Origin of the sequence: Nocardia sp. MH4, from assembly GCF_019266065.1 — a bacterium.
Taxonomy (GTDB): Bacteria; Actinomycetota; Actinomycetes; order Mycobacteriales; family Mycobacteriaceae; genus Nocardia; species Nocardia canadensis.
The window spans coordinates 24,863-49,906 of sequence record NZ_LPNR01000100.1 but is presented as its reverse complement, the minus strand read 5'-3'; the positions used below and the strand labels follow the sequence as shown (position 1 = coordinate 49,906).

Genomic DNA, 25,044 nt, shown 5'->3' with positions numbered 1-25,044 from the left:
CCGTAGCCGGACCTTTGCGGCCGGGCCCGCCAACTCGGCCGGGGCCGCCACCGGGCCGGGCCCGCCCGGCTGAGTATTTCTGCGCATGTGCGCGCGCCGGTGGGTGCGTAGCCTGCTCGCATGGGGATGCGGTACGCGGTTCGATCGTTCGTCGTGAGTGTCGGGGTGGTGCTGGCGGCGGGGTCCGCGGCGGTGACTCCCGCGACCGCCTGTGCGTGCGGTGGCGTGGTCAGCGGCGGGAACTCGGCGCGGGTCGACAGCGAGACGGCGGTGCTCGGGTGGGACGGTACCCGCGAGACCGTGCTCATGCGCCTGGGAATGCAATTCGACGGCGACGACGCGGCGTTGATCGTCCCCACACCGACACCGGCGACGGTCTCGGCGGGCACCGCGGCCTCGTTCAGCGAGCTGTCCCGGCTGACCGCGCCCGAGGTCGTCACCGAGCACCGCTGGTTCGGCAGCGACTACTCCTCCGGTGACACCTCCGGCGCCGCGCCCGGCTCCGGGCCCGAGGTACTCGGACAGGTCCAACTCGGCCCGCTCGAGGCGACGACGCTGCGCGGCGGCGACCTCACCGGCGTCCGGGAATGGCTGGACGCCAACGGCTATCAACTGCGCCCCGAGGTCAGCGCCACCCTCGACCCCTATCTCCGCGAGGGCTGGTCCTTCGTGGCCATGCGCCTGACCAGCGCGAAACCGCTCTCCGGCGCGCTGGATCCGGTCCGGTTGACCTTCGACTCGGACCGGCTCGTCTATCCGATGCGCATGTCCGCGGCGGCCACCGGCCACCAGTCGGTGCACCTCTACGTCTTCGGCGACCACCGGGTGACGCGCACCGACGCCGACACCGCCACACAATCCACCATCACCGAATTCGCCGCCCCCGTCGCCGAACTCACCGATCCCGACCTGAAAGCCCTCGCGGCGGGCAAGTCCTACCTCACCGAACTCGCCGTCAGCATTCCCCGGCCCGCGGCCATCACCACCGATTTCGCCTTCGGCCCCGCCGCGAACGACGACACCGTCCGCGATCGGGTGGTGCGCCGGGAGTATGTCGAGATCCTGGGCTTCCCCGCGGGTTACGTGCTGATCATCGCCGGGCTCTCGGTGATCGGCGTGCTCGCCGGTGTCGTGCTCCGGCGCCGGACCAGGTAGCCCGGAACGCGGCGCGGCCCGGCTCTCGGGCTGGAAAAGCCGTCGAACCGGGCCGCGTGGAAGAACTCTCAGGCCCCCAGCGCCGGGCCGATGGTCGGCCAGGAGGCGTGCAGCGCGTCCTGCCAGTAGGACCAGGAGTGGGTGCCGACCGGGTGGTAGTCGATCTTGGCACCGATGCCCGCGCCGCGCAGCCGCTGGTCGAAGGCGACCATACAGGTGTTGACGCCGAGTTCGATGGGACCGCCGAGGAAGATGTTCTCCGCCAGCTGCGGCTTCAGTTCGGCCTCGTGCGGGCCGGGAATGCCGGTGCCGGTGGACATGTACAGCGCCTTGCCGCGCAGACCCTCGAGCATCAGGGCCGGATCGTGCGAGGCCCACTCGGGGCTGCCGGGCGCGCCCCACATGTTGAGCGGATTGCCGCCACGGTTGGCGATGGAGAACATGATCGCGCCCGCGGCCATCGCGCTGTCGGGACACGCGCTGTAGCCGGCGACGGCCCGGTACAGCCCGGGGTGCCGGGCGGCCAGGATGTAGGCCGCGTTGCCGCCCATGGACAGGCCGCCGATGCCGTTGACCCCGTTGCCGTCGAACTCCGCGTCGATCAGGCCGGGCAGCTCCTGGGTGAGGAACGTTTCCCACTTGTACCGGCCGAAGCGCGGGTCGTCGGAGATCCAGTCGGAGTAGTAGCTGGCCTGCCCGCCGGTCGGCATGACCACATTGACGTTCTTGTTCCGGAAGAAGGCCTCGGCGTCGGTGGCGTTGGTCCAGGTGCTCTGGCCGATTCCGGGGTCGAGGCCGTCGAGCAGATAGTAGGTCGAGCGCGAGCCGCCGCCCGCCGGATGCAGCACCTGCAGGTCGATATTGCGCCCCATCGCGGGCGAGGCGACCGTGATCGCGGTGCGGGTGGGGCTGAGGTTGTTCACCCCGACGATCTGGGCAGCAGCTGCGGGGGCGGGGTTCACCACCGCGGGTCCGATCAACGCGATGGCGAAAGCCAGCACTGAAGCAGCAACACCTGTACGACGCACGTCCCACCCTCCATTACCGCATGCCAATGACAGTCCAAAGTAACCCACAGGTGAACGAACTGAGAGCATTCGGCGATTCGGGCGTTTCTTCAGCAAACTTACCGGTATGCAATGACCGGTTCGCCCGGAAAGGCAGGTCAGCGGGACAGAGCGCCGCGAATCGACCCGGCCAGATAGTCGAGATCGGCGCGCGCGGGCGAGGTCGGGCGCGCCCGCAGGCCGAAGCCGTCGCCCGGCGTCCGCGGGATCACGTGCAGGTGCACGTGGAAGATCTCCTGCCCGGCGGTGACGCCGTCGGCGAGGAAGAAATTCACTCCGTCGGCGGCCACTTCGCTGGCCCGCAACGCGGCCGCGATCCGCTGCCCGACCTGGAACAGCTTGCCGCCGAGGGCGGGATCGAGATCGGCCAGGCTCGGCGCGGGCGCCTTCGGGACCACGAGCACATGGCCCGGCGTCACCGGACGAATGTCCATGAACGCCAGCACATCATCGTCCTCGTAGACCTTGGAGGCGGGCGCCTGCCCGGCGATGATGTCGGCGAAGATCGTGTACGGATTCACCCGGGTACGGTAGCGAAACCGCGCCAGGAGCCGCCGTGCGATCGCCCGCCGCCGGTGCTGGAACAGCGACAGCGGCGGGCTGACACGCACCGTGCGTCAGAGAATCGGCGACGGCGTGTAGCGCGCGGCCTCGGGGTTGGCCTCGACCAGCTTCTGCACCTGCGCGATGACCTCGGAGACCTGGTCGGACGCGGCACCGATGAACGCGGACTTGTCGGCCAGCGCGGCATCGAGCGCGGCGCGGTCCAGCGGCATCCGGTCGTCGGCGGCGAGCCGGTCCAGCAGGTCGGGCTCGCGACCCTGCTCGCGCATGGCCAGCGCCACCGCGACAGCGTGCTCCTTGATGACCTCGTGCGCGGTCTCGCGGCCAACGCCCGCGCGCACCGCCGCCATCAGGATGCGGGTGGTGGCCAGGAACGGCAGGTACCGGTCGAGCTCGCGGGCGACCACCGCCGGGTATGCGCCGAACTCGGCGAGCACGGTCAGGAAGGTCTCCATCTGGCCGTCGACGGCGAAGAACGCGTCCGGCAGCGCGACGCGGCGCACCACCGAGCAGAACACGTCACCCTCGTTCCACTGCGCGCCCGCGAGCTCGGCGGCCATCGAGCCGTAGCCGCGCAGCACGACCTGCAGGCCGTTGACGCGCTCGCACGAGCGGGTGTTCATCTTGTGCGGCATCGCCGAGGACCCGACCTGGCCGGGCTGGAAGCCCTCGGTGACCAGCTCGTGGCCCGCCATCAGCCGGATGGTGTGCGCGAACGACGACGGCCCGGCGCCCAGCTGCACCAGCGCCGAGAGCACGTCGTGGTCGAGTGAGCGCGGGTAGACCTGGCCGACGCTGGTGAAGACCTTCGCGAAACCGAGATGCGTGGCCACCTGCTGCTCGAGCGCGGCCAGCTTGCCCGCGTCGCCGTCGAGCAGGTCGAGCATGTCCTGGGCGGTGCCCATCGGGCCTTTGATGCCGCGCAGCGGGTAGCGGTCGATCAGCTCGCGCAGGCGGGTCAGCGCGACGAGCACCTCGTCGGCGGCGGAGGCGAAGCGCTTGCCCAGGGTGGTCGCCTGCGCGGCGACGTTGTGCGAGCGGCCCGCCATCACCAGCGTCTGGTACTCCGCGGCGCGCTCGGCCAGCCGGGCCGCGATCGCGACACCGTGGTCGTAGACGTACTCGAGCGAGAGCCGGATCTGCAGCTGTTCGACGTTCTCGGTGAGGTCGCGGCTGGTCATGCCCTTGTGCACGTGCTCGTGCCCGGCCAGCGCGTTGAACTCCTCGATGCGTGCCTTCACGTCGTGGCGGGTGACCCGCTCACGCTCGGCGATCGAGGCCAGGTCGACGTGTTCGAGCACGCGCTCGTAGTCGTCGAGCACACCCGCGGGGACATCGATGCCGAGTGCCGACTGCGCCCGCAGCACCTCGAGCCACAGCTTGCGCTCGAGCACGATCTTGTTCTCGGGCGACCAGAGCGCGACGAGCTCCGGGCTGGCGTATCGGGTGGCGAGGACGTTCGGGACAAGGCTCACGAACACTCAGTCTAGTTGCCGCGCCCGTTCCAGCTGCTGGGGCATCATGTTGGGCACCACGGGCGGGGCGACGATGTCGATCATCTCCAGCAGACCGGCCCGTGCGGGCCGCCTCGGCTCCGGGTGACCCTCGATCAGCGCGGCGACCACCGCGCCGTCCACCACCGCGACCAGCCTGCGCAACTGCTCGGGGCGCACCACTCGATCGGAGCGGCGCAGCACGTCGGCGAGCAGTTCTTCGAGCTGCGTGCGTAGTCGGAGCTGGACCTCGCGTAACTCGGGATGCCGGGCCGAGGCCACCGAGCGCTCGTAGCGCGCGATCAGCTGGCCGCGCGCGTCGAGGTCGCTGTCGTCGGGGCCGACGAGCAGGTCGAGGACGAGGTCGACGGTCGCGTCGGTACCGCGCCTGCGATGGCTGACCTCACCGACCCGGCGACGCATGGCGTCGAGTTCGATCGCGCCGCTGAATTCGACGGCCCGGGCGATCAGATCTTCCAGAGATTCGAAGTAGTAGGTGGTCGAGGCGAGCGGAAGATCGGCCCGCGACGCCACCGAGCGATGTCGTACAGCGTCGAAGCCGCCTTCGAGCAACAGTTCAGCCGCCGCCGCCACCAGGGCCTGGCGACGCCGTTCGCCTTTCGGGGTCGTCGCGGTGGTCACCGTGCCATCGTGCCAGTCATCATCAGTTCAACCGTGCGCAATCGTCATCGGGGAAACGCGGGAAATCGGGATAACTGAGTTTTACCGCATCCCGGCACGGAAGTGTTCGTACTAGGCAAAGTTGTTGTCGCACATCACTGTTGACAGCGCGGCCGATCAGCCCTTCAGGAACCTTCCCAACCGGTCCAGCGCTGCGGCGATGTCGTCGGTGGCGCCGGCGAAGGAGAAGCGAACAGTGCGAATGCCGTGCACGGTGTCGAAGTCGAGACCGGGTGCCAGCGCGACGCCGGTGTGATCGAGCACCTCGGCACACCAGGCCCGGGAATCGTTGGTCAAGTGACCGATATCGGCATAGGCGTAGAAAGCGCCGTCGGCGGGGGCGAGTTCGGTGATGCCGATACTCGGCAGACCCTCCAGCAACAGCGCCCGGTTGCGCGCGTACCGGCGGACGTGGCCGTCCAGCTCATCCTTGGCTTCCGCGCCGAACGCGTGCACGGCGGCGTACTGGGAGATGGCGGGCGGGCACACCGTCATGTTCGACGCCAGCCGCTGCAGCGCCGGGCGCAGGTCGGCGGGGGCCAGCATCCAGCCCAGCCGCCAGCCGGTCATCGAGAAGTACTTCGACACCGAGCCGATCACCACCGCCGCGCGGGAGAACTCCCAGGCCGAGGCGGTCGGCGTCGCGTCGTCGAAGGTGATGCCGTGATAGATCTCGTCGGAGATCAGCAGGGTGCCGTGGTCTTCGCACCAGCGCGCCAGCGCGGCCAGCTCGGCCGGGTCGATCATGGTGCCGGTCGGGTTGGCCGGGCTCGCCACCACCAGGCCCGCGGGCGGCTCGGGCAGTGCCTCGAGCATGGCGACCGTCGGCTGGAAGCGGGTCTGCGGGCCGCAGTCGAGCTCGATCACCTCGCAGCCGAGCGCGGTGAGGGTGTTGCGGTAGGCCGGGTATCCCGGCCGGGCCACCACCACGGTGTCGCCCGCGTCGAAGGCGGCCAGGAAGATCAGCGTGAACGCCCCCGAGGACCCCGTGGTCACCACGACCTCGTCCGGGTGCACGTCGTAGCCGTAGGTCTCCCGGTGGTGCTCGGCGATCGCCTCGCGCAGCGGCAGGATGCCGAACGTCTCGGTGTACCCGAGCAGCTCGTGCTCGATCGCCGCCTTGGTCGCCCGCAGCACCGGCGCCGGCGCCTGCGTCGAGGGCTGTCCCGCCGCCAGCACCAGCACGTCTCCGTGCGACCTGGCCCGTTCAGCAGCGGCTTTCCACACATCCATCACGTAGAAAGGGGGAATGGTCGACCGGCGCGATTCTCTGGACACCCGAGTGACGGTAGAGCACCCGATTGCGGGCGTTGACAGATATGGTCGGCAGAATGGCTCCGACAGCGAATACGCAGCCACCGGCGCAGCGAGTTGAGCCGCGTCGGGGCAGGGTCGCGGGGGCACCATGGAGTGGGTAAGGACGGCGGGGCGAGTGCGGCGGGCGAAGACGGACACAGTGGATCGTGTCGTGGCGTCGCCGGTCGAGGACAGCCCTCCGGTCGAGGCGAACGCGCAGGCGGCGGACGTCGCCGCGAGCCCCGCGGCCGCCGAGGCCGACCCTCGTGCGGACACCGCGGCCGCCACCGCGCAGCCCTCAGCCGCCGAGACCACCGCGCACCAGCGAGTCACCACCGACGACCCCAGCGCCTCAGCCGCTGAGCACAGCACCCGGGCGCTCGACGACGCCGCGGCGCCGAGCGTCGGGAAGCGCGTAGTCAGCATCAACGGCCGTGTTCTGCAGGCGAATTGGCGCGAGCAGCTACCGTCGAAGAGCGGTGTCCGCGAGCGCGTGGCGACCTGGATCGGCGAGCATCCGACGGTCGCCGAGATCGCCGGGGAACTGCGCGCGGGCGAGGTGCGCGCCGTGTTCTGGCTGCGGCCGAAGGCGCGGGCCGAGGCGCTGTGGGCGCGGCGGCCGAGCCGGGATCGGGTGCGGCGGGTACTGATCGAGCAGCGCGTCCTGATCGCGGGTGTGGCGATCGTGGCGGTGGTCGTGGCGGCGGACGGGCGGATCGGCGACGACGTCGAGGGTGGCCCGCTGGCGCCCGGTGAGGCGCAGCGCGTGGCGATCGCCTACGTCCCGGAACTCGCGCCGAATCCGCAGTCGACGACGCGCCTGCTCGCCGCCATCGCCAACGGCGAGAAGCGGCGCGAGGCGGCGGTGGTCGCGGCGGCGGCCCGCGCCACCCTCGAGCGCGCGAAGGCCGAGGCGGCGGCCGCGGCCTCGGGCGAGTGGCAGGACTGGATGGGGACGCGGGCGCCGGTGGTCCCCGGGACCGTGACGCCGGGGGCGACCCCCTCCCTCGGCGGCTTCAGTCTGCCCGCCAAGGGCGCGTTCACCTCGGGTTTCGGCTCCCGCTGGGGCACCATGCACCGCGGCATCGACATCGCCGCCCCCATCGGCAGCCCCATCTACGCCGTCGCCGACGGCACGGTCGTCGAAGCGGGTCCGGCCCAGGGCTTCGGCCTGTGGGTGCGCATCCGGCACGACGACGGCACCATCAGCATCTACGGCCACATGTACGACTTCTTCGTCTCCCCCGGCGAACGGGTCCCCGCGGGCATGCAGATCGCCCGCATCGGCAACCGCGGCGACTCCACCGGCCCGCACCTGCACTTCGAGATCGTCCAGAACGGCAACCACGTCGACCCGCAGGCCTGGCTCGCCACGCACGGCCTCCAGCTCACCTGACGACACGACAAGGGGCATCGGACCCGCTCCGGACCCGATGCCCCTCGTTCGCGATTCGCGCGCTACTGCGCTTTGCGCTCCGGGACGACCACCTCGGTCGCGCCGATATCGGTGCGGAAGTGGCTGCCGGGCAGCTTGATCTGGGCGAGCCGCGCGTAGGCGCGCTCGCGAGCCTCGGCGAGATCGGCGCCGACCCCGACCACATTGAGCACCCGGCCGCCGGCCGAGACCAGCGTCTTGTCCTCGCGCTGCCCGGTGCCCGCGTGCAGCACCAGCGTCTCGCCTTCCAGCGCACCGTCCTCGGCGCCGGTGATCACGTCACCGGTGCGCGGGCGAGCGGGGTAGTTCTCGGCGGCCAGCACGACGGTGATCGCGGAGCCGTCCTTCCAGCGCGGCGGTTCGACCTCGGCCAGGCGACCGGTGGCGGTGGCGTGCAGCAGCTCGGCGAACGGGCTGTCCAGCAGGGCCAGCACGGCCTGGGTCTCGGGATCGCCGAAGCGGCAGTTGAACTCGACGACCGCGGGACCGTTGGTGCCGACGGCCAGACCGGCGTACAGCAGCCCGGAGAACGAGCTGCCCCGGCGGACCAGCTCGGCCGCGACCGGCTTCACCACATCCTCGACGATCTCGGTCAGCGTCTCCTCGGGCAGCCACGGCAGCGGCGTGTAGGCGCCCATGCCGCCGGTGTTCGGGCCGGAATCGCCGTCGCCGACGCGCTTGTGGTCCTGCGCGGGCAGCAGCGGGACCACGGTCTCGCCGTCGACCAGGCAGAACAGCGACACCTCCGGGCCGTCCAGGAACGACTCGAGCAGCACCGGGTGGCCCTGTTCGAGCAGCTCGGCGCCGTGATCGCGGGCCGCGCGACGGTCGTCGGTCACCACGACGCCCTTGCCCGCGGCCAGCCCGTCGTCCTTGACGACCCAGGTCGGACCGAAGCGATCGAGCGCGGCGTCCAGGTCGGCCGGGGTGTCGACGATCTCGCTGTGCGCGGTCCGCACACCGGCGGCCGCCATCACGTCCTTGGCGAACGCCTTCGAGCCCTCGATCCGGGCCGCGTCCTTGGACGGGCCGAAGACCGGGAATCCGGCCGCACGCACGGCGTCGGCGATGCCGAGCACCAGCGGCACCTCGGGGCCGATCACCACGAGATCGGCGGCGACCTCGGTGGCCAGCGCGACGACGTCCTCGGCCGCGCACGGGTCGACCGGACGTAGTTCGGCATGTTGTCCGATGCCGGGATTGCCCGGGGCGGCGATCACCGCCGTCACCGACGGATCCCGGCGTAGCGCCAGGACGAGGGCATGTTCACGGGCTCCGGAACCGATGACGAGTACGCGCACGGTCACAGATTAGTCGCGCTCTTCACGCCCGCTGCGCACGCCCCAGCCCCCTACCGCGTCGCGATATCCGGTAGCGGTCACCGGGCCGCGGCGACGGATCCGAACCCTGCCCCGGCGTCGGGAATTCACCCGCGCACACCACCCGCATCGGGTTCACTTGGGGGACAATGGGGCTGGCGTGACGACACGGCCGCCGGGGAAGGCGAGGGGAGCAAGCATGGGTCTGCTCGACGGGATGATGGGCAATGCGGGCCGGATCGACCCGGCCGCCGCGCAGCAGGAGTACGCCAAGCTGTTCGGCCAGGGTGAGCAGGTCTATTCGGCCTACCTGCTGGTGCGCGACGCGATGCTGTTCACCAATCGCCGGCTGATCCTGGTCGACAAGCAGGGCGTCACCGGCCGCAAGGTCAGCTACCACTCCATCCCCTACCGCTCGATCACCCATTTCGCCGTCGAGACCGCGGGCACCTTCGATCTCGACGCCGAGCTCCACATCTGGATCGGCAGCGGGAACGAGCCGGTCAGGCAGCGGTTCAACCGCCAGGTCGACATCTACGAGGTGCAGGGCATCCTGTCGCATTTCGTCGCGATCTAGCTAGGCTCGCCGCTATGGCATCCGTCTTCAGCGCGATCATCGCCGGACAGCTTCCCGGCCGTTTCGTCTGGGAGGACGACGAATTCGTCGCCTTCCTCACCATCGCCCCCGTCACCCAGGGTCACACCCTCATCGTGCCGCGCGCCGAGATCGACCAGTGGCAGGACGTCGACCCCGCCGTCATGGCGCGCCTGACCGGCCTCGCCCAGAAGATCGGCCAGGCCGTCCGCATCGCCTTCGACGCGCCCCGCGCGGGCCTGCTCATCGCCGGCCTGGAGGTCCCCCACCTGCACACCCATGTCTTCCCCGCCTACACCATGGGCGACTTCGACATCTCCGGCGCCGACACCGCCCCCACACCCGAGTCCCTCGACGAGGCCCAGGCCAAGATCACGGCCGCCCTCCGGGAACTCGGCTACGAGGCCAACGTCCCGGCCTGAGGCGGCCAGACCGTACGGCCCCCGCCGCGTCGGCACAGGTCGGGGGCCTGACCGGTCAGGATCGAGCGGTCACTGCGTGACGCAGTGCGGGGGCGGGGCGGGGCTCCAGCTGCCGAAGCAGCCCGCGGCGAAGTAGGCGAGCAGGTCGATCACGGCCGAGCCGGTCTGCAGGACGACCGGCTGGGCCGTCGTCGGCTGACCCGAGGCGGACTGCGCCGGGGTCGCGGTGGCGAGCCCGGCGGAGGCGGCGCCGAACGCGGTGACCGCGGCGGCGAGGATGGCGAAGCGTTTCACGAGGATCCCTCTCGAACAGGTACGCCGGGGTTCGGCGTGCGAGTGAGCCTAGTGAGAAACGCCACTGTTTCGAAGTGGATCGATCGCCCCTGCTTTCTGGGGCACGAGCTGCCGTCGCGCGCTACGAACAACTCGGAGCCACGTCAGGACCGAGCCGGCGGCCTGTCGATCACAGCCAGGTGCAGGCGTGGTCACGATCGAACGAACCGGCGCTCCCGGTGCCGGTGGGGAGGTTGCGGGTGGCGTCCGCGATCGCCTCCCCTGGGTTCGCCCCTTTACCGAAGCCCACGATCGGGAATCCCGCGACGATCGCGAGCGGACTGGTCACGACCGCACCGCAGCCGTCCGCGAACGTCACCATCGTCCGGCAGTCGATGATGCCTTGACCCTTGCACGCTCGGTCCGCGGCTCGAATCGCGTCGGCTTCCGTGGGGTGGTTGACCGAAAACGCGTAGACGTTGCCCCACACGCTGAGGGAAACGGCGCCCCAGTTGACCGGGTCGGCGGTGGCGGGCGGTGCCGCGAGGACGGCAGCGGCGCTCACCGAGAGCACGGCGGCCGCAAAGGACTTGTCGAACATGTGGAGCGTCTCCCTCTGCGCGCCGGCTGGTGCGGCGATCGCATGGAAGATACCGCAGCGCATGGACGCGAGGCGGCCCCAAAAGTCTTGGGCACGATCTGCCGTCGCGCACCACGAACGACGAAGAACCCGACCCGTTGTCCGGGTCGGGTTCTGGGAGAGCCCCCTGTCAGGATTGAACTGACGACCTTCGCTTTACAAGAGCGGTGCTCTACCACTGAGCTAAGGAGGCGGGTACGAACAGGTGCCCCGAAGGGCAGCGACCATCATAGCGGGACGCGGCAGCCGCGTGGCATCGGTAGAGGTGCCACGCGGCCGTCGCGCTCAGCGAGGTCCCGGCGCAGTATCGGTGTTACTGCTCAGGACTGGGCGCGAGCCGCATCGTCGGCGGCCATCGCGTCGCGCAGGCTCTTGGGACGCATATCGGTCCAGTTCTTCTCGACGTACTCGACGCACGCGGCCCGGCTCTCTTCGCCGAACACGACACGCCAACCCGCCGGGACCTCGGCGAACGCGGGCCACAGGGAGTGCTGCTCTTCGTCGTTGACCAGAACGAAGAAGCGGCCGTCCTCGTCGTCGAAGGGGTTGGTGCTCAATTTCACCTCACTGGATACTGGCGCTGTGTACGGGATCGCTTCGGGGGGCGAACCCCGGGCGTTGTGTCGACCCTAGCAAGGCTGACGTTACGTGTAGGTGGTTACCTCAGCCTCGGCGGTCAAGCCGCGAAGAAATCGAGGAGGATCTTGTTGACCGCCTCGGGGCGTTCCAGGTAGCCGTAGTGGCCGGTGTCCGGGATTTCCTGGTACCTGGCGCCGGGGATGGCGTCGGCGACTTCCCGCGACAGATAAGGCGGAATCATCCTATCATCGGCGAAGCCGATTGCCAGGCAGGGCACCGTGATCGCGCGATAGGCGGCCACCCGGTTGAACTCGTGATCCATGGCCCGCTGCGCGCGGATGCCCGGCGTGGCAGGCCCGCCGGTGAACTCGAACAGGTCGAGCCAGTCGCGGGCGGCATTGGTGTCGGACATGGTCGCCGGCGACAGATTCATCACCGCGGTCAGTGCCGCCTCGAACTTGGCGGGCAGCTGCACACCGGCGGCGTCGAGATCCTGCTCACCGGCCGACAGCGTCTTCTGGAACTGGTCGAGCCTGCCGTGCCCGGCCATGAACACGGCCTTGCGGACCAGGTCGGGACGGGCCAGCGCCAGTTCCTGGGCGACCCGGGCGCCCATCGAGGTGCCAGCGACCAGCGCGGGACCCTCGTCGAGGAATTCGATCAGCGCCGCGGTGTCGGCGACCAGCTCCTCGATCCGCATGCCGCCGGGCGCCTCGAACGACGGCGCGATACCCCGGTTGTCGAAGGTGCACACCCGGTACCCGGCCGCAACCAGCGCGGGCACCTGATGGAGTTCCCACACCCGACCGGGCGATCCGGTGCCCATGATCAACACCACCAGCGGACCGCCGCCCTTGACGTCGGTGCCCTTGGTACGGTCGCCCTTGACCTGATAGTTCAGTGCGATGCCGTTCACCGTGGCCACTGGCATGAAACAAACCTCTCTGCGGGGTTGAGCTGTCCGACACTCACGGTAACGGGACCGCCACGACCCTGCACCGGGGTGGGGTGATCGGGTCGGGAGTTCATCGGCCGTGCACGGGCGACCGATAGTATTGACTACTCGCACGCAGAGCGTTTGGAAACCGGGAGGACGAACCACTATGGCCGCCAAGAGCAGCGCCAACGACATCGCCGACGACGAGCTCGAGCCACTGGCCGACGAGACCGCTCGCCAGGCACAGCGCGTCGTCGCGGCATACGCCGAAGACGCCGACGAGTGCCGGATGCTGCTGTCGATGCTCGGCATCGGCCCCAGCTGACCCTCCGACTACCACAACCTCAAAGCGAACCCTGCGACGCGCAAAGGATGCGTGAGTGGACCAGATGATCGATAAACAGTCCAACGACCGTCCGTCCGAGAACAGCGAGTCCGTCGCGGCCACACCGACCGGTGCGGGCTCGGGGTTCGTCGTCGTCGCGAACCGGCTGCCGGTCGACCTCGAGCGCCTGCCCGACGGAACGACCAGGTGGAAGCGCAGCCCGGGTGGTCTGGTGACCGCCCTGGAACCGGTACTGCGCAGCAACAAGGGGGCGTGGGTCGGCTGGGCGGGCGTCCCGGACGTCGAAGTCGAGCCGATCATCGAAGACGGTCTGGAACTGCACCCGGTGCCGCTGACGGCGCAGGAGGTCGAGGACTACTACGAGGGGTTCTCCAACGGCACGCTGTGGCCGCTCTACCACGATGTGATCGTGCGCCCGGTCTACGACCGGGCCTGGTGGGCCGCCTATGTCGAGGTCAACCGCCGGTTCGCCGAGGAGACCGCGAAGGTGGCCGCCGAGGGCGCCACCGTCTGGGTGCAGGACTACCAGCTGCAGCTGGTGCCGAAGATGCTGCGCATGCTGCGGCCCGACCTCACCATCGGCTTCTTCCTGCACATCCCGTTCCCGCCGGTCGAGCTGTTCATGCAGATGCCGTGGCGGACCGAGATCGTCGAGGGCCTGCTCGGTGCCGACCTGATCGGCTTCCATCTTCCCGGCGGCGCGCAGAACTTCCTCTACCTGGCCCGCCGACTAGCCGGTCAGCCCACCTCCCGGGGCACCATCGGCGTGCGCTCCAAGCTGGGGGTCGTGCAGGTCGGCTTCCGCACGGTGCGTGTCGGCGCGTTCCCCATCTCGATCGACTCCGCCGAGCTCGACGAACACTCCCGGCGCCGGTCGGTGCGGGAGCGGGCCGCCAAGATCCGCGCCGAGCTGGGCAATCCGAAGAACATCATGCTCGGCGTCGACCGCCTGGACTACACCAAGGGCATCGACATCCGGCTCAACGCCCTGCAGGAACTGCTGGAGGAGGGCCGGGTCGACCCCGCCGAGACGGTGATGGTGCAGCTGGCCACCCCGAGCCGTGAGCGGGTGCAGAGCTACATCAAGATGCGCGGCGACATCGAACGCCAGGTGGGCCGGATCAACGGCGAGTTCGCCCGGGTCGGCTACCCGGTCGTGCACTACCTGCACCGCCCGATCCCCCGCGACGAACTGATCGCCTTCTTCGTCGCCGCCGACGCCATGCTGGTCACGCCCCTGCGCGACGGCATGAACCTGGTCGCCAAGGAGTACGTGGCCTGCCACAGCGACCTCAACGGCGCCCTGGTGCTGAGCGAGTTCACCGGCGCCGCGGCCGAGCTGCGCCAGTCCTACCTGTGCAACCCGCACGACCTCGACAGCGTCAAGGACGCCATCATCGGCGCGCTCGACGACGACCGCGACACCAAGCGCCGCCGGATGCGCTCGATGCGCCGCCAGGTGCTCACCCACGACGTCGAACGCTGGGCGCGCGCCTTCCTCGACGCCCTCTCCCAGGGCAACGTCGCCGGGGCGGCCCTGCTCAGCGAGGACGAGGACGTGTACCGCGAGTCGCGCTGAGGCGCTCACAGCGACCTCACAGCGTGGTGGCAGCCACCTCCCAGCCGGGTGGTGGACCATGAGATCCATGAGCGGTGTGCCGGAAGCACCCGAGGCCAGGGTGCTCGTCGTCGACGACGAACCGATGATCGTCGAGTTGCTGGCGGTGAGCCTGCGCTACCAGGGTTTCGAGGTAGCGACGGCGAGCGACGGCGCCGAGGGCCTGGACAAGGCCCGCGCGTTCCGCCCGGAGGCGCTGATCGTCGACGTGATGATGCCCGGCATGGACGGCTTCGGCCTGCTGCGCCGGTTGCGCGCCGACGGCATCGACGCGCCGGTGCTGTTCCTGACCGCCCGCGACGAGGTCGAGGACAAGATCACCGGCCTGACCCTGGGCGCCGACGACTACGTCACCAAGCCGTTCAGCCTCGAGGAGGTGGTGGCCCGGCTGCGGGTGATCCTGCGCCGCTCCGGCCGAACCGCGCCCGAACAGGCCAGTACCCGGCTGCGCTTCGCCGACATCGAACTCGACGACGACACCCACGAGGTGTGGAAGGCGGGCGAGCCGGTCGCCCTGTCCCCCACCGAGTTCACGCTGCTGCGCTATTTCATGGTGAACGCGGGGAGCGTCCTCAGCAAACCCCGCATCCTGGATCACGTGTGGCGCTACGACTTCGGCGGTGAGGTCGGCGTGGTGGAGACCTACGTGTCGTATCTGCGCAAGAAGGTCGACACCGGTGAACAGCGGTTGATCCACACCCTGCGTGGCGTCGGGTACGTCATGCGGGAGCCGGCCGCGCGATGAGTCTGCGCGCCCGCGTCGCCCGCAGGTTCTCGGCGATCCCGCTGCGCGTGACGCTGGTGCTGATGCTGGTCGCCCTGGCCGGATTCGGTTTGATCGCTTCGGGTTTCGTCGTCACCAAGGCGATGGAGAACTCGCTGCGCAACCGCACCGACCAGCAGTTGACCGATGCCGCGATCGAATGGGAGCGCCGGGTCGGGCTGCCCGCGCCACCCCTGCCCACCCCGTCGTCGGACCGGCAGCCGCCGGGACGGTACTACCTCACCGCCGCGAGCACCGACGGCACCCGAAACATCACGCTGGACAACGTCTTCGGCACCGACGCCACTCCTGACCTCCCGAATCCCCCTGCGCTCCAACCGGTCACCGTCGGCTCGCAGGGCGATTCGACCGATCAGTGGCGCGTGCTGACCGTCAACGGGCATCGCGCGACCGCGACCGTGGCGTGGCCGCTCACCGAGAACATCGAGACCGTGCGCAATCTCGTCGTGTTGCAGCTGGTGGTGGGCGCGATCGTGCTGATCGCCCTGGCCGTGGCCGCCTACTTCGTGGTGCGCGGTAGTCTGCGGCCGCTGCGCCGGGTCGAGGCCACCGCGGCGGCGATCGCGGAGGGTCAACTGCATCGCCGGGTTCCGGTGCGCGGCACCGACACCGAGGTCGACCGGCTCTCGCGCTCGCTCAACAGCATGCTCACCCAGATCCAGCAGGCCTTCGCCGCGACCGCGGCATCCGAGGCCGCCGCGCGCGAATCCGAGGCCAGGATGCGGCGTTTCGTCGCCGACGCCAGTCACGAACTGCGCACTCCGCTCACCACCATCCGCGGTTTCGCCGAGCTGTACCGGCAGGGCGCGACCGGCGATCCGGCGATGTTCATGAATCGCATCGAACACGAGGCACAGCGGATGGGCCTGCTGGTGGAAGACCTGCTCATGCTGGCCAGGCTCGACGCGCAACGCCCCGTCGACCTGACGCCGGTCGACCTGCTCGCGATCGCCGGCGACGCCGTGCACAGCGCTCGCGCGGTGGAGGCCGCGCAGGGCGAGCACCGGCCGATCACCCTCGAGATCGCCGACGGCACGGGCACCTTGGAGATCCTGGGCGACGACCACCGGCTGCGCCAGATCCTGACCAACCTGCTCAACAACGCCCGGACCCACACCCCCGACGGCACCGCGATCACGGTGCGACTGACCCCCGCCCAGGACGAGGTACTCCTCGAAGTCGCCGACACCGGCCCCGGCTTGTCCACGGAGGAATCGGCGCGGATCTTCGAGCGGTTCTATCGCGCCGACTCCTCACGCACCCGCAGCAGCGGCGGCACGGGCCTCGGGCTGTCCATCGTGGCCGCGCTGGTCGCCGCACACGGCGGCACGGTCCGGGTGCGGCGGACCTCGGGCGGCGGGGCGACCTTCGTCGTGCGGCTACCCCGAGACAACCGCGGCCCGGCCTGAGTCAGGCCGGGCCGACGGCCACGGAAACAGCGATTCTCGCGGGGATTCAGACCGGCGTGACCTGTGCGACCAGCCAGCGGTCCCCGGACTTGTCCATCGTTACCCGCACCCGGCTGCCGGAGGCGGTGCCGTTCGGGGTGTCCTTGCTGGTGGTCAGCTGGTTCAGGTAGAGCAGCACCACCGCATGCTCGGGCTCGGCCGAGACGATGCCCTCGGCCTGGGTCGTGGCCTTGACGGTGAGCTGCTTCTCCTTCGCGCCCGGCGCGATGGCTTCCTTGATCAGCTTCAGGTAGTCGTTGCGGAAGGACTCGGTCAGGCCGTCGGCCGCCTTGGGCAGCTCGGTGTCGACGGTGGCGGGCTCGTAGGTGAACATGGCGCTGACCGTGCGGCTCGCCGTGCTCATCGCGTCGCTGCGGGCCTGCTCGGTCCGGTCGTGCTGCCACAGCTGGTAGCCGCTCACCCCGAGCACCACCGCCGCGATCAGGCCGAGGGCGGCGAGGCCGCCGAAGACGATCTTCATACGCTGGCTCATCCGACGAACTCCACCTTCGACACGGTCATGCCGGTGTCGCTGTTCGACACGGTGACCCGGAATCGGTACTGCCGCGACTGCGGTTCGGGCGAGCCGTTGTTGCTCACCGTCTGCTTGGCGGCGACGAGAACCTGCGCGGAGTCGGCGTCGGCGGTGACGATGCCCGATTCGACGACCTCGCCGGAGGAGACCACATTCGCCTGCTTGACGACGTCCATGAACGGATCGACGCGACCGTCGAACTCGGTCTTGAAGTCACCGGAGGCCACCGCCAGGATGCGGTCGATGTCTTCCTTGGCCGTCTGCGCGCGGATCGTGGTGAGGTTCAGCACCGCCTGACGGGCGGTCTCGGTGTACTGCGCTCGCAGATCCTCGTCCCGGTTCACCGAGTAGGCGGTGAAGGCCGCGTAGCCGGCCCCGGCGACCAGGGCGAGGACGAGCAGGATCGCCGCGGCGAGCGCCAGGATGCCGCCACGCGCGCGAGGCGCCGCCGCGCCGCCGGATTCGGCAGGCTCGCTCGCCGCGAGCTGGACGGTGACATCCGCCGGCTTCACCGCTGTGCCGGCGGCCGAGTTTCCGGCGATCTTCGCCGTGGCCTCCGCGTCCAGCGCCGCCGACGGTGATGCGGTTTCGCTCTTACTGATGCTGACTGTCTCGGCCGCCGTCTCCTCGACCGGTGGCCCGGCCGAGCGCGCGGCCCGCCTGCGCGGGCGGCGGTTGTCGTTGTCGTTCATCGTTGCTGCTCCTCCAACATCGCCTGCCAGCTGGCCGGCACGGTGCCCGAGCCGTCCTCGGCGATGTCACCTTGGCGGTACGTGCGTCCGTCCGTGCCCAGATAGCTGCCCGTGGACGGATCATAGGGGCGCGCTGCGGCGGGGGTCACACCGCCCGTCGATGCGCCTGCCGGTGCCGACGCCGGAGCGACCGGCTGAACCGGCCCGAACGGCGGGTTGTTGCCCTGCGGCACGAACCCCGTCCGGCACAGTTCGGGCGTGGGTGCCCGGACGCCGGGGAATTCCATGCACGGGGTGTTGCGGATGCCGCGAACCGCGATGTTCGAGTCCTGCGGCACCTTGCAGTAGAGCCCGGGTGGGGTGTCCATCGGGGTCAGGTCGCTCGGCTCCCGCCACTGATCCGCGGGCAGGAAGCCGGTGGTGCAGGCGGGCGGGTCGTTGAGGACGGTCATGAAGTCGACCATCACGCCGTACTGGATCGGCCCGCGGATAGCGGTCCGCAGCGCCGCGATCAGCGGCGGGAAGACAACCAGGAGCTGCTCCACGCTCGCGTTGTAGGTCACCCCGACCTGTCCGAGGCTCACCAGGTTGCTGGCCAGCAGCGGCAGGGTCGGGCGCAGCCCCTGGAACTGCTTGTTCACCACTTCCATCGCGGAAGGGCCGTTGTTCAACAGGCTGCGCAGGGCCGGATCGTGCTCGCGCAGCTGATCGGTGACCGTGGCCAGATCCGCCGTCCAGGAACGGATATCGTCCGCGGAACGCGTCTGGGTGTCCAGCAGCGGACCGATCTGGTCGAGCAGCTTCTTGGTGGGCTCGATATCGGTTTCGGCCTGCTGCACCAGCAGCGCGGCCGAGTCGATGAACCGCTGCAGATCGGGGCCCGCGCCGTTGAAGGCGAGGAACGCCTCGTCGATGACCTGCCGCAGGCGGGTGTCGGCGACCGACTGGAGCAGCTTGTCGGCCTGGTCCAGCATCGTGCCGACGTCCTGGGGCAGATGGGTACGCTGCTCCGGAATCACCGAGCCGTCACGCAGATTCGCCTCCGACGGCTGCTCGGTGGGCACCAGGTCGACATACTGCTCGCCGATCGCCGAGACACTGCGCACCCACGCGCTCGCATCGGCGGGCACCTTGTAGTCGCTGTCGATCGACAGATCCGCTTCGACTCCGGCCGTCGTCAGCCGGACCGCCTCGACCTTGCCGATGTTCTGCCCGCGGTAGGAGACATTCGCGGTGGGGTAGAGACCGCCGGTGGCGGCCAGCTGCACGGTCACCGCGTATCGGCCGATGCCGAACATCGCGGGCAACTGCAGGTAGCTGACGCTCATCACGACGAGGCCGATCACCGTGAGCACCGCGAAGATCACGAGCTGGGCTCGCACGAACCGGGTGAGTTTCATCGACCCGCCCTTTCCTGGCCCGGCAGTGGCGCGGTGAGTCCGGGGATGGCGGGCAGACCGGGGATGGGCGGCAGCCCGGGCAGATTGAGCGTGGGCCCCGGGCTCGCCGGTGCGCCCAGCGGCGTGGTCGCCGGGTTGCCCGCGTCGGTCGCGGTCGACGGCGCGAACGAGCCGACGACGCCTTCGACGCCACCGAAGCGACCGCCCAGCGGAGTGCCGGTGAGCCAGTTGCTGTCGAGCCGACTGGCGGTCAGGTCGAACGTGATGAACAAGTTCATGTAGTCGCCCATGATCGCGTTGTCGATGTTCCGGATCGGGAACGGGAAGGTCGGCAGGATGCCCAGCGCCTGGACCAGGTTGTTGCCGGTGTCGGCCAGCGTCTTCAGCACGGGACCGAGACTGCGGAGATTGGCCACCAGATCGTCGCCGCTGGTCTTGATGAGTCGTTCGCTGACGTCGCCGAGCTCACCGAGCGCGGTGATCGCGGTGGTGATGTTCGCCGACCGGTCGGCCAGCGCGGTGAGCGCGGGATGGATCTGCTCGATCGCCTCGGCGATCACGTCACGCTGATCGGCCAGGCGCACCGCGAGCAGGTCCAGGCCTTCCATCGCGGCGATGATGCTGCCGGTCTGCCGCTCCAGACCGGTGGTCAGCTCGTTGAGCTGGGGCAACAGGTCGGCGATCTCGGCCTCGCGGCCGTTCACCATCGCGTTCAGCTCGGTGGTGATGGTCTCGAGCTGGGCGATACCACCGCCGTTGAGCACCACCGACAACGAGGACAGCACCTGCTCGGTGGTCGGATAGGCGCCGGCCCGCTCGAGCGGGATGACGTCGCCGTCGCGCAACTGGCCCGTCGGCGCGACCGTCGTCGGCTCGGACAGCTCGACGTGGTTGCTGCCGAGCAGACTGGTCTGGCCGATCTTGGCGACCGCGTTGGCGGGCAGGCGCACATCGGGGTTGAGCGAGACCGTCACCAGCGCGTGCCAGCCCTCGACCTCGATCCCGGTGACGTTGCCGACCTCGACATCGTCCACCCGCACCGGCGAATTCCGGGTCAGGGTGGTGACATTGGGCATCTGGATCCGCACCGTGTAGGAGCCGGCCATGCGGCCCTCGGAACCGGGCATGGGCAGGGAGTTGAGCCCGTCGAACTGACAGCCGGTGGTGCCGAGCGCGACGGCGACGCCGACGGCCAGCCCGGCGAGTGCGCGTTGGCGCCTCATCGCTGTCCTCCTGGAACGGCAAGCCCGGCAAGACCTTCGGGCACGGTGATCGGGGCGGCGGCGGGCGCCGAGTTCGGCTGGCCGGCACCGGCCAGGCTCGGGTCGCTGTACACCAGCTGCTCCGGGAAAGCCGTCACGCCGCTGGCCGGGTTGGTCATGACCGGCACGTAATTCATGGCCAGCGAACTGATCACCGGTGCCAGGAACTCCGCGCACAGGTCGGCGGACTTATCGGAGTTGTTGTTCTCGAGCGCCCGGATCGAACCACACAGGAAGCTGAGTGGACTCGCGCTGTTGTTCAGGGCGACCGCGCCGGTGAGCGAGCCCTGAGCGGGCTTGTAGAGCTGATAGAAGTTCACCATCGCGGTCGGGCCGGAGTGCAGCACCTGTTCGAGCTGGGGCCGCTTGTCGACCAGCGTCTGGGTGACATCGGCGAGCCGCTCGACACCCTCGGTCAGCTCGCCGCCGGTGCCGTCGAGGAACCGCTTCACATCGGCGAGCGCCACATCGAGACTGTCCAGCCCCGCGCCGAGTTCTTGCGACGCGCCGGCCAGCACCGAGGACACCGACGCCAGGCGGCCACTGAACTGCACGATCTGCTCGTTGCTCGCCGAGAGCACCTCGACGAACTTCTGCAGGTTGCGAATGGTGCCGAACAGGTCGGTTCGCCCGTCGGACAGGGTGGTCATGGTCGCGGACAGTTCACGCAGGGTGTCGCGGAACTTCTTCCCGTTCCCGTCGAGGTTGTCGGCCGCGGTGTCGACGAAGCGGCCGAAGGAGCCCTGCTCGTCGTCACCGACCGGACCGAGGGCCGCCGACAACTTGGTCAGCTCGGCCTTGATCTCGTCCCACTCCACCGGCACCGCCGTGCGCTCGAGCGGAATCTGGGCCCCGTCGGCCAGTTTCGGGCCACCGTTGTAGCCGGGCGCGATCTGTACGAAGCGGGCCGCCACCAGTGACGGCGCGATGATCACGGCGCGCGCGTCCGCGGGCAGATCGACATCGCTGTCGATGCTCATCTTCACTCGTACCTGGCCCTTGCCCGGTTCGATCGAGTCGATGCTGCCGACGGTGACGCCGAGTACCCGGACCTCGTCGCCGGCGTACAGGCCGGTGGTGGAGGTGAACGACGCGGTCACCGTGTTCTTCCCGGCGCCGGTGACGAGGTAGACACCGACCGCGACCAATGCCGCGATCACCACCACCGCCACCGCGATCGTCCAGCGCGGCAACCCGCGCACCTGCTGGCTCAAGCTCATCGCGGGGGATCCTTTTCAGCAGGAGCGATGTAGGGCGTCCTCGGGTTGGTGAAGATGTCGATCACGTCCTGCGGCACCTGTTCCGGCCAGACCAGCGCATCGACGAGCGGACGCAATTCGGTACTTGTCGCGTTCACCACGTAGGCGTTGAACCAGGGCCCGTTGCCGACCTGTTCGCCGAGCGCTGCGGCGTAGGGGCCGAGGCCGTCGAGTGCCTGGTTGAGGTTCTGTTCGTTGCGCTGGAGCAGCGCGAGCACCGAGTTCAGGCGGTCCAGCGTCGGCCGCATCTGCGGCTCGTTGTCGGCGACCAGGCCCGAGAGCTGCCTGGCCACGTCGTCGATGTAGACGACGAGCTGGTTGATCGCCGCGCGGCGCCGATCGAGCTCGCCGAGCAGTTCGTTGCCGTCGATGAGCAGCGTATTGAGCTGGGTGCTGCGGTCGGCCAGGATCTTGGTGACGTTCTGCGCCCGGGCCAGCAGGTCGGTCAGCGCCTGGTCGCGCACATTGATGCTGCGCGACAACGCGGTGACACCGTCGAGCGCGTTGCGCAGCGGGCCCGGGGTATCGGCGAAGGCCGTCGACAGGGTGTCGAGGGTCTGGTCGACCTGATCCAGATCGAGATCGCGCACGGTCCCGCCGAGATCACTCAGTGCTTCGTTGAGCGAATAGGGCGAGGTGGTGCGGTCGAGCGGAATGGTGTCGCCGGTGTCGATCGCGCCGGGACCGTTCGGCACCACGTCCAAGGATTTGCGGCCGAGCACCGTGTTCGTCTTGATCGCGGCGGTCGTCTTCTCGCCCAGCACGATCGACTCGTCGAGGTCGAACTTCACCAGGACCTTGTCGCCGTCGAGGCTGACCTGCCGCACCTCGCCGGAACGCACACCGGCCACGTGCACCGGGTCGCCCGGCACCAGGCCGCCCGCATCGAGGAAGTTCGCGGTGAAGGTCGCTCCCGAACGGATGAAGGGCAGCTCGGTGAATTGCAGCGTCGCGAGCGAGATCGTCACCGCCAGAACCACACCGACGATACCGATCGTCGCCGCTGACGACTTGTTCTCATTCATTGGGCGTGCACCTTCCGGTCGCCTGCAGACCCGGTGCGTGAACTTCCATCGGCTCGCCGTTGGGGCCGCTGATCAGGAAGTTGGTACCGCAGATGTACAGCTGCAGGAAAGAACCATAGGCACCGATCCGGATGAGCTTCTTGTAGGTGTCCGGCAGCTTTCCGAGCACCCATTCGATGTGGTCGGAACCCTCGTCCAGATTCGTGGCGAGCCTGCCGGTCTGTTCGATGGTGTTGCGCAGATCGGGGCGAGCCTGCACCAGCAGGTCGTTGAGTTCCTGGGTCGCGCCCGCGATCCGCGGCAACGCGTTGCCGATCGGGTCACGCTGCGCGGACAGGTCGCTGACCAGGCGCTGCAGTTCGTCGATGGTGGTGGCGAACTGATCACCGCGGTCGGCGATGGTGGCCAGCACGGTGTTCAAGTTATCGATCACGCTGCCGATCAACGCGTCCCGGTCGGCCAGGGTCCTGGCGAAGTTCCCGCCGCTGTTCAGCAGGGAGACCAGCGTGCCGCCCTGCCCCTGGAAGATCTGCAGCAATGCCTCGGTGAGGTCGTTGACCTGTGCCGGATCGAGCCCGCGCAGCAGCGGCTTGAATCCGCCGAGCAGCAGGTCCAGATCCAGTGCGGGCGAGGTCTGCTCGCGGCCGATGGTGTCGCCATCGGACAGGCGCCGAGCCGAGCCCGGCCCCTCCATCAGTTCCAGGTAGCGGTCGCCGACCAGGTTCTCGTATTTGATCGCCGCCCGGGTGCTGGCCAGCACCGCGTACTTGGTGTCGACGTCGAACTCGACGTGCGCGAAGTTGTCGTCGCCGACCTTCACCGAGGTCACCGAGCCCACCGGCACACCGGCGATGCGCACCTTGGCGCCCGGCAACATGCCCGAGGAGCTGGTGAACACCGCGCGATAGCCGTTCTCGCTGGAGAACCGGGCCTGACTCAAGACGATGGCCAGGCCGGCGAACACCAGCGTCATCACCACGGTGAAGATCGCCAGTTTGATCGTCGTTCCCGTATTCCTCACCGCGTCACTCCCGGCAATCCGTCCAGCAGCAGCTGGAATACCTTTGGCACACCGTGGAATTCGTGTTGGGTGTTCGGCGTGTACACCGTGCCCTCGCTGGTATCGGTCACCAGATAGTTCGAATGGCTGTTCGGTACCCGGTCCACCACGCCCTCACAGCGCGGGCCGCCGGTGGCGTTCACCTTGGGTAGGTCGTTCGGATAGGTGTAGGGCTGGGCACCGAGCATGAAGCTGGCGTTCATGCCGACACCCGGCAGTCGTCCACCCATCATCTCCTCGGCGATCGGCACCAGCGGGCCGAGGCCGTCGATGATGCAGCGCAGTGCGGGGGCGTACTCGAACAGCAGGCCGGTCGTCGGCCGCAGCAGGTCGAGCGCGGTCACCAGATCGCGTTCGTTCTCGCGCAGTACCGATCCCACCGTGTCGGACAGCCCGATCACGTTGACCAGCACGTTGTCGAGCTGGCCCTGCATCTCGGTGATCGTCTGCGACGTACCGGTCGCGTTGTCGACCGTGCGCAACAGCGGATCGGTGACCTCGGCGTAGAGGCCGGTCACGGCGGCGGTCTTGTCCAGATCGGACTGCAGGGTCGGCAGGTATGGATTGAGTTCGCGCAGATAGCGATCCGAACGCACCAGCAGATCGCCCAGCTTGTCGCCTCGGCCTTCCAGCGCGGTGCCCAGCGCGGTCAGCGTCGCGTTGAGCTTCTCCGGCTCGACCTGGGCGAGCACATCGGACAGATGCTGGAACAGCGTGTTGAACTCGACGGTCACCGAGCTCACCGCCACCGTGCTGCCCGGGGCCAGCGCCGTGGCGGACGGCTGCTCGGGGACGACGAAGTTCACGTACTTGGCACCGAACACCGTGGTCGAGCGGATGTCGACACCGGCGTTGGCGGGCACCAGTTTCAGCTGGTCGGGGTCGACTTCGAGCCGCAGCTGGGCGCCGTCGGCGCGCAGGTCGATGTCGGTGACCCGGCCGATCTCGACACCGCGCACCTTCACCTTGGCGTCGGGGTCGAGGACCAGGCCGGTGCGTGGCGTATCGACCAGCACCACAGCGGTGTTGGTGAACGCGCCTTGGAACAGCGCTATCGCGAGCCAGGCACCCGCGACGAGCAGGCCGACCAGCGCGAGCGCGGCGAGCTTGCGCCCGAGCCCGCCCTGCATGGCGGCAACGAACCGATTGGTATCCATCG

26 protein-coding genes and 1 tRNA gene are annotated in these 25,044 nt (G+C 69.2%); 8 read left to right on the top strand and 19 right to left on the bottom strand.

All coding sequences use genetic code 11. From position 1 onward, the window contains the following. Positions 1-120 precede the first annotated feature (120 nt). Entirely contained in the window at positions 121-1,155 is a 1,035-nt protein-coding gene (locus tag ATM97_RS15570; protein WP_255587831.1) for a DUF2330 domain-containing protein, read from the top strand. A 68-nt stretch (positions 1,156-1,223) separates the two neighbouring features. On the opposite strand, the gene ATM97_RS15565 is transcribed toward ATM97_RS15570, so the two are convergent. The 5 genes from ATM97_RS15565 to ATM97_RS15545 form a co-directional block, all read right to left on the bottom strand. Next, the gene (locus ATM97_RS15565; protein WP_218718733.1) at positions 1,224-2,156 is read right to left on the bottom strand and encodes an alpha/beta hydrolase family protein; all 933 of its coding nucleotides are present in this window, start codon (positions 2,154-2,156) and stop codon (positions 1,224-1,226) included. A 164-nt stretch (positions 2,157-2,320) separates the two neighbouring features. Next, a complete protein-coding gene (locus ATM97_RS15560; protein ID WP_218718732.1) occupies positions 2,321-2,743 on the bottom strand; it encodes an HIT family protein in 423 nt (140 codons plus the stop codon). A 96-nt stretch (positions 2,744-2,839) separates the two neighbouring features. Continuing rightward, complete coding sequence (gene purB, locus ATM97_RS15555) at positions 2,840-4,261, bottom strand: adenylosuccinate lyase (protein WP_218718731.1); 1,422 nt, start codon at positions 4,259-4,261, stop codon at positions 2,840-2,842. 6 nt (positions 4,262-4,267) lie between these two features. Continuing rightward, positions 4,268-4,921, bottom strand: a complete 654-nt coding sequence (locus ATM97_RS15550) for a TetR/AcrR family transcriptional regulator (RefSeq protein WP_218718730.1) — start codon at positions 4,919-4,921, stop codon at positions 4,268-4,270. Positions 4,922-5,077: 156 nt separating this feature from the next. Continuing rightward, on the bottom strand, positions 5,078-6,238 hold the full coding sequence (locus ATM97_RS15545) for a pyridoxal phosphate-dependent aminotransferase (RefSeq protein WP_218718729.1): 1,161 nt from the start codon (positions 6,236-6,238) through the stop codon (positions 5,078-5,080). A 190-nt stretch (positions 6,239-6,428) separates the two neighbouring features. On the opposite strand from ATM97_RS15545, the gene ATM97_RS34400 reads away from it, so the two are divergent. Beyond that, positions 6,429-7,652: a M23 family metallopeptidase gene (locus ATM97_RS34400; protein ID WP_308248491.1), complete on the top strand. Its 1,224-nt coding sequence runs from the start codon at positions 6,429-6,431 to the stop codon at positions 7,650-7,652. Between the two features lie 62 nt (positions 7,653-7,714). On the opposite strand, the gene purD is transcribed toward ATM97_RS34400, so the two are convergent. Beyond that, on the bottom strand, positions 7,715-8,992 hold the full coding sequence (gene purD / locus ATM97_RS15535) for a phosphoribosylamine--glycine ligase (RefSeq protein WP_218718728.1): 1,278 nt from the start codon (positions 8,990-8,992) through the stop codon (positions 7,715-7,717). 217 nt (positions 8,993-9,209) lie between these two features. On the opposite strand from purD, the gene ATM97_RS15530 reads away from it, so the two are divergent. Together ATM97_RS15530 and ATM97_RS15525 are read left to right on the top strand one after the other, a co-directional pair. Further along, positions 9,210-9,587 (top strand): PH domain-containing protein, encoded by a 378-nt coding sequence (locus ATM97_RS15530; protein WP_218718727.1) that lies wholly within the window; start codon positions 9,210-9,212, stop codon positions 9,585-9,587. Positions 9,588-9,601: 14 nt separating this feature from the next. After that, on the top strand, positions 9,602-10,027 hold the full coding sequence (locus ATM97_RS15525) for an HIT family protein (protein WP_218718726.1): 426 nt from the start codon (positions 9,602-9,604) through the stop codon (positions 10,025-10,027). 69 nt (positions 10,028-10,096) lie between these two features. Here ATM97_RS15525 and ATM97_RS15520 read toward each other — a convergent pair whose 3' ends face one another. From ATM97_RS15520 to ATM97_RS15500, 5 genes are all read right to left on the bottom strand, one after another. Beyond that, positions 10,097-10,321 carry a hypothetical protein gene (locus ATM97_RS15520; RefSeq protein ID WP_218718725.1) on the bottom strand — a complete coding sequence of 75 codons (225 nt, stop codon included), beginning with the start codon at positions 10,319-10,321 and terminating at the stop codon, positions 10,097-10,099. 169 nt (positions 10,322-10,490) lie between these two features. Further along, on the bottom strand, positions 10,491-10,901 hold the full coding sequence (locus tag ATM97_RS15515; RefSeq protein WP_218718724.1) for a DUF4189 domain-containing protein: 411 nt from the start codon (positions 10,899-10,901) through the stop codon (positions 10,491-10,493). Positions 10,902-11,061: 160 nt separating this feature from the next. Continuing rightward, positions 11,062-11,133, bottom strand: a tRNA-Thr gene (locus tag ATM97_RS15510). Positions 11,134-11,260: 127 nt separating this feature from the next. Beyond that, entirely contained in the window at positions 11,261-11,497 is a 237-nt protein-coding gene (locus ATM97_RS15505) for an MbtH family protein (protein WP_022565839.1), read from the bottom strand. 119 nt (positions 11,498-11,616) lie between these two features. Next, positions 11,617-12,450 (bottom strand): alpha/beta fold hydrolase, encoded by an 834-nt coding sequence (locus ATM97_RS15500; RefSeq protein ID WP_218718723.1) that lies wholly within the window; start codon positions 12,448-12,450, stop codon positions 11,617-11,619. Positions 12,451-12,622: 172 nt separating this feature from the next. Between ATM97_RS15500 and ATM97_RS15495 the strand changes: the two genes are divergently transcribed. The 4 genes from ATM97_RS15495 (at position 12,623) to ATM97_RS15480 (ending at position 16,613) form a co-directional block, all read left to right on the top strand. Continuing rightward, complete coding sequence (locus tag ATM97_RS15495) at positions 12,623-12,781, top strand: hypothetical protein (RefSeq protein ID WP_019044795.1); 159 nt, start codon at positions 12,623-12,625, stop codon at positions 12,779-12,781. 64 nt (positions 12,782-12,845) lie between these two features. Beyond that, positions 12,846-14,381 (top strand): trehalose-6-phosphate synthase, encoded by a 1,536-nt coding sequence (locus ATM97_RS15490; protein ID WP_218718722.1) that lies wholly within the window; start codon positions 12,846-12,848, stop codon positions 14,379-14,381. 67 nt (positions 14,382-14,448) lie between these two features. Continuing rightward, the gene (locus tag ATM97_RS15485) at positions 14,449-15,165 is read left to right on the top strand and encodes a response regulator transcription factor (protein ID WP_218718721.1); all 717 of its coding nucleotides are present in this window, start codon (positions 14,449-14,451) and stop codon (positions 15,163-15,165) included. Further along, complete coding sequence (locus ATM97_RS15480; protein WP_218718720.1) at positions 15,162-16,613, top strand: cell wall metabolism sensor histidine kinase WalK; 1,452 nt, start codon at positions 15,162-15,164, stop codon at positions 16,611-16,613. The genes ATM97_RS15485 and ATM97_RS15480 overlap by 4 nt, the downstream gene beginning before the upstream one ends. A 46-nt stretch (positions 16,614-16,659) precedes the next feature. Here ATM97_RS15480 and ATM97_RS15475 read toward each other — a convergent pair whose 3' ends face one another. Genes ATM97_RS15475 through ATM97_RS15440 form a run of 8 tightly spaced genes read right to left on the bottom strand, consistent with a single transcriptional unit; the run spans position 16,660 to position 25,042 of the window. After that, positions 16,660-17,145: a h domain protein gene (locus ATM97_RS15475; protein ID WP_255587827.1), complete on the bottom strand. Its 486-nt coding sequence runs from the start codon at positions 17,143-17,145 to the stop codon at positions 16,660-16,662. Continuing rightward, positions 17,142-17,879: a hypothetical protein gene (locus ATM97_RS15470; RefSeq protein WP_218718719.1), complete on the bottom strand. Its 738-nt coding sequence runs from the start codon at positions 17,877-17,879 to the stop codon at positions 17,142-17,144. Before ATM97_RS15470 ends, ATM97_RS15475 begins: the two co-directional genes overlap by 4 nt. Continuing rightward, positions 17,876-19,279: an MCE family protein gene (locus ATM97_RS15465; protein ID WP_218718718.1), complete on the bottom strand. Its 1,404-nt coding sequence runs from the start codon at positions 19,277-19,279 to the stop codon at positions 17,876-17,878. The genes ATM97_RS15470 and ATM97_RS15465 overlap by 4 nt, the downstream gene beginning before the upstream one ends. Beyond that, on the bottom strand, positions 19,276-20,502 hold the full coding sequence (locus ATM97_RS15460) for an MCE family protein (protein WP_218718717.1): 1,227 nt from the start codon (positions 20,500-20,502) through the stop codon (positions 19,276-19,278). Before ATM97_RS15460 ends, ATM97_RS15465 begins: the two co-directional genes overlap by 4 nt. Continuing rightward, complete coding sequence (locus ATM97_RS15455) at positions 20,499-21,761, bottom strand: MCE family protein (protein WP_218718716.1); 1,263 nt, start codon at positions 21,759-21,761, stop codon at positions 20,499-20,501. Before ATM97_RS15455 ends, ATM97_RS15460 begins: the two co-directional genes overlap by 4 nt. After that, positions 21,758-22,825 (bottom strand): MCE family protein, encoded by a 1,068-nt coding sequence (locus ATM97_RS15450; protein ID WP_218718715.1) that lies wholly within the window; start codon positions 22,823-22,825, stop codon positions 21,758-21,760. Before ATM97_RS15450 ends, ATM97_RS15455 begins: the two co-directional genes overlap by 4 nt. Beyond that, a complete protein-coding gene (locus tag ATM97_RS15445) occupies positions 22,818-23,846 on the bottom strand; it encodes an MCE family protein (RefSeq protein ID WP_218718714.1) in 1,029 nt (342 codons plus the stop codon). The genes ATM97_RS15450 and ATM97_RS15445 overlap by 8 nt, the downstream gene beginning before the upstream one ends. After that, complete coding sequence (locus ATM97_RS15440; RefSeq protein ID WP_218718713.1) at positions 23,843-25,042, bottom strand: MCE family protein; 1,200 nt, start codon at positions 25,040-25,042, stop codon at positions 23,843-23,845. The genes ATM97_RS15445 and ATM97_RS15440 overlap by 4 nt, the downstream gene beginning before the upstream one ends. Positions 25,043-25,044 lie beyond the last annotated feature (2 nt).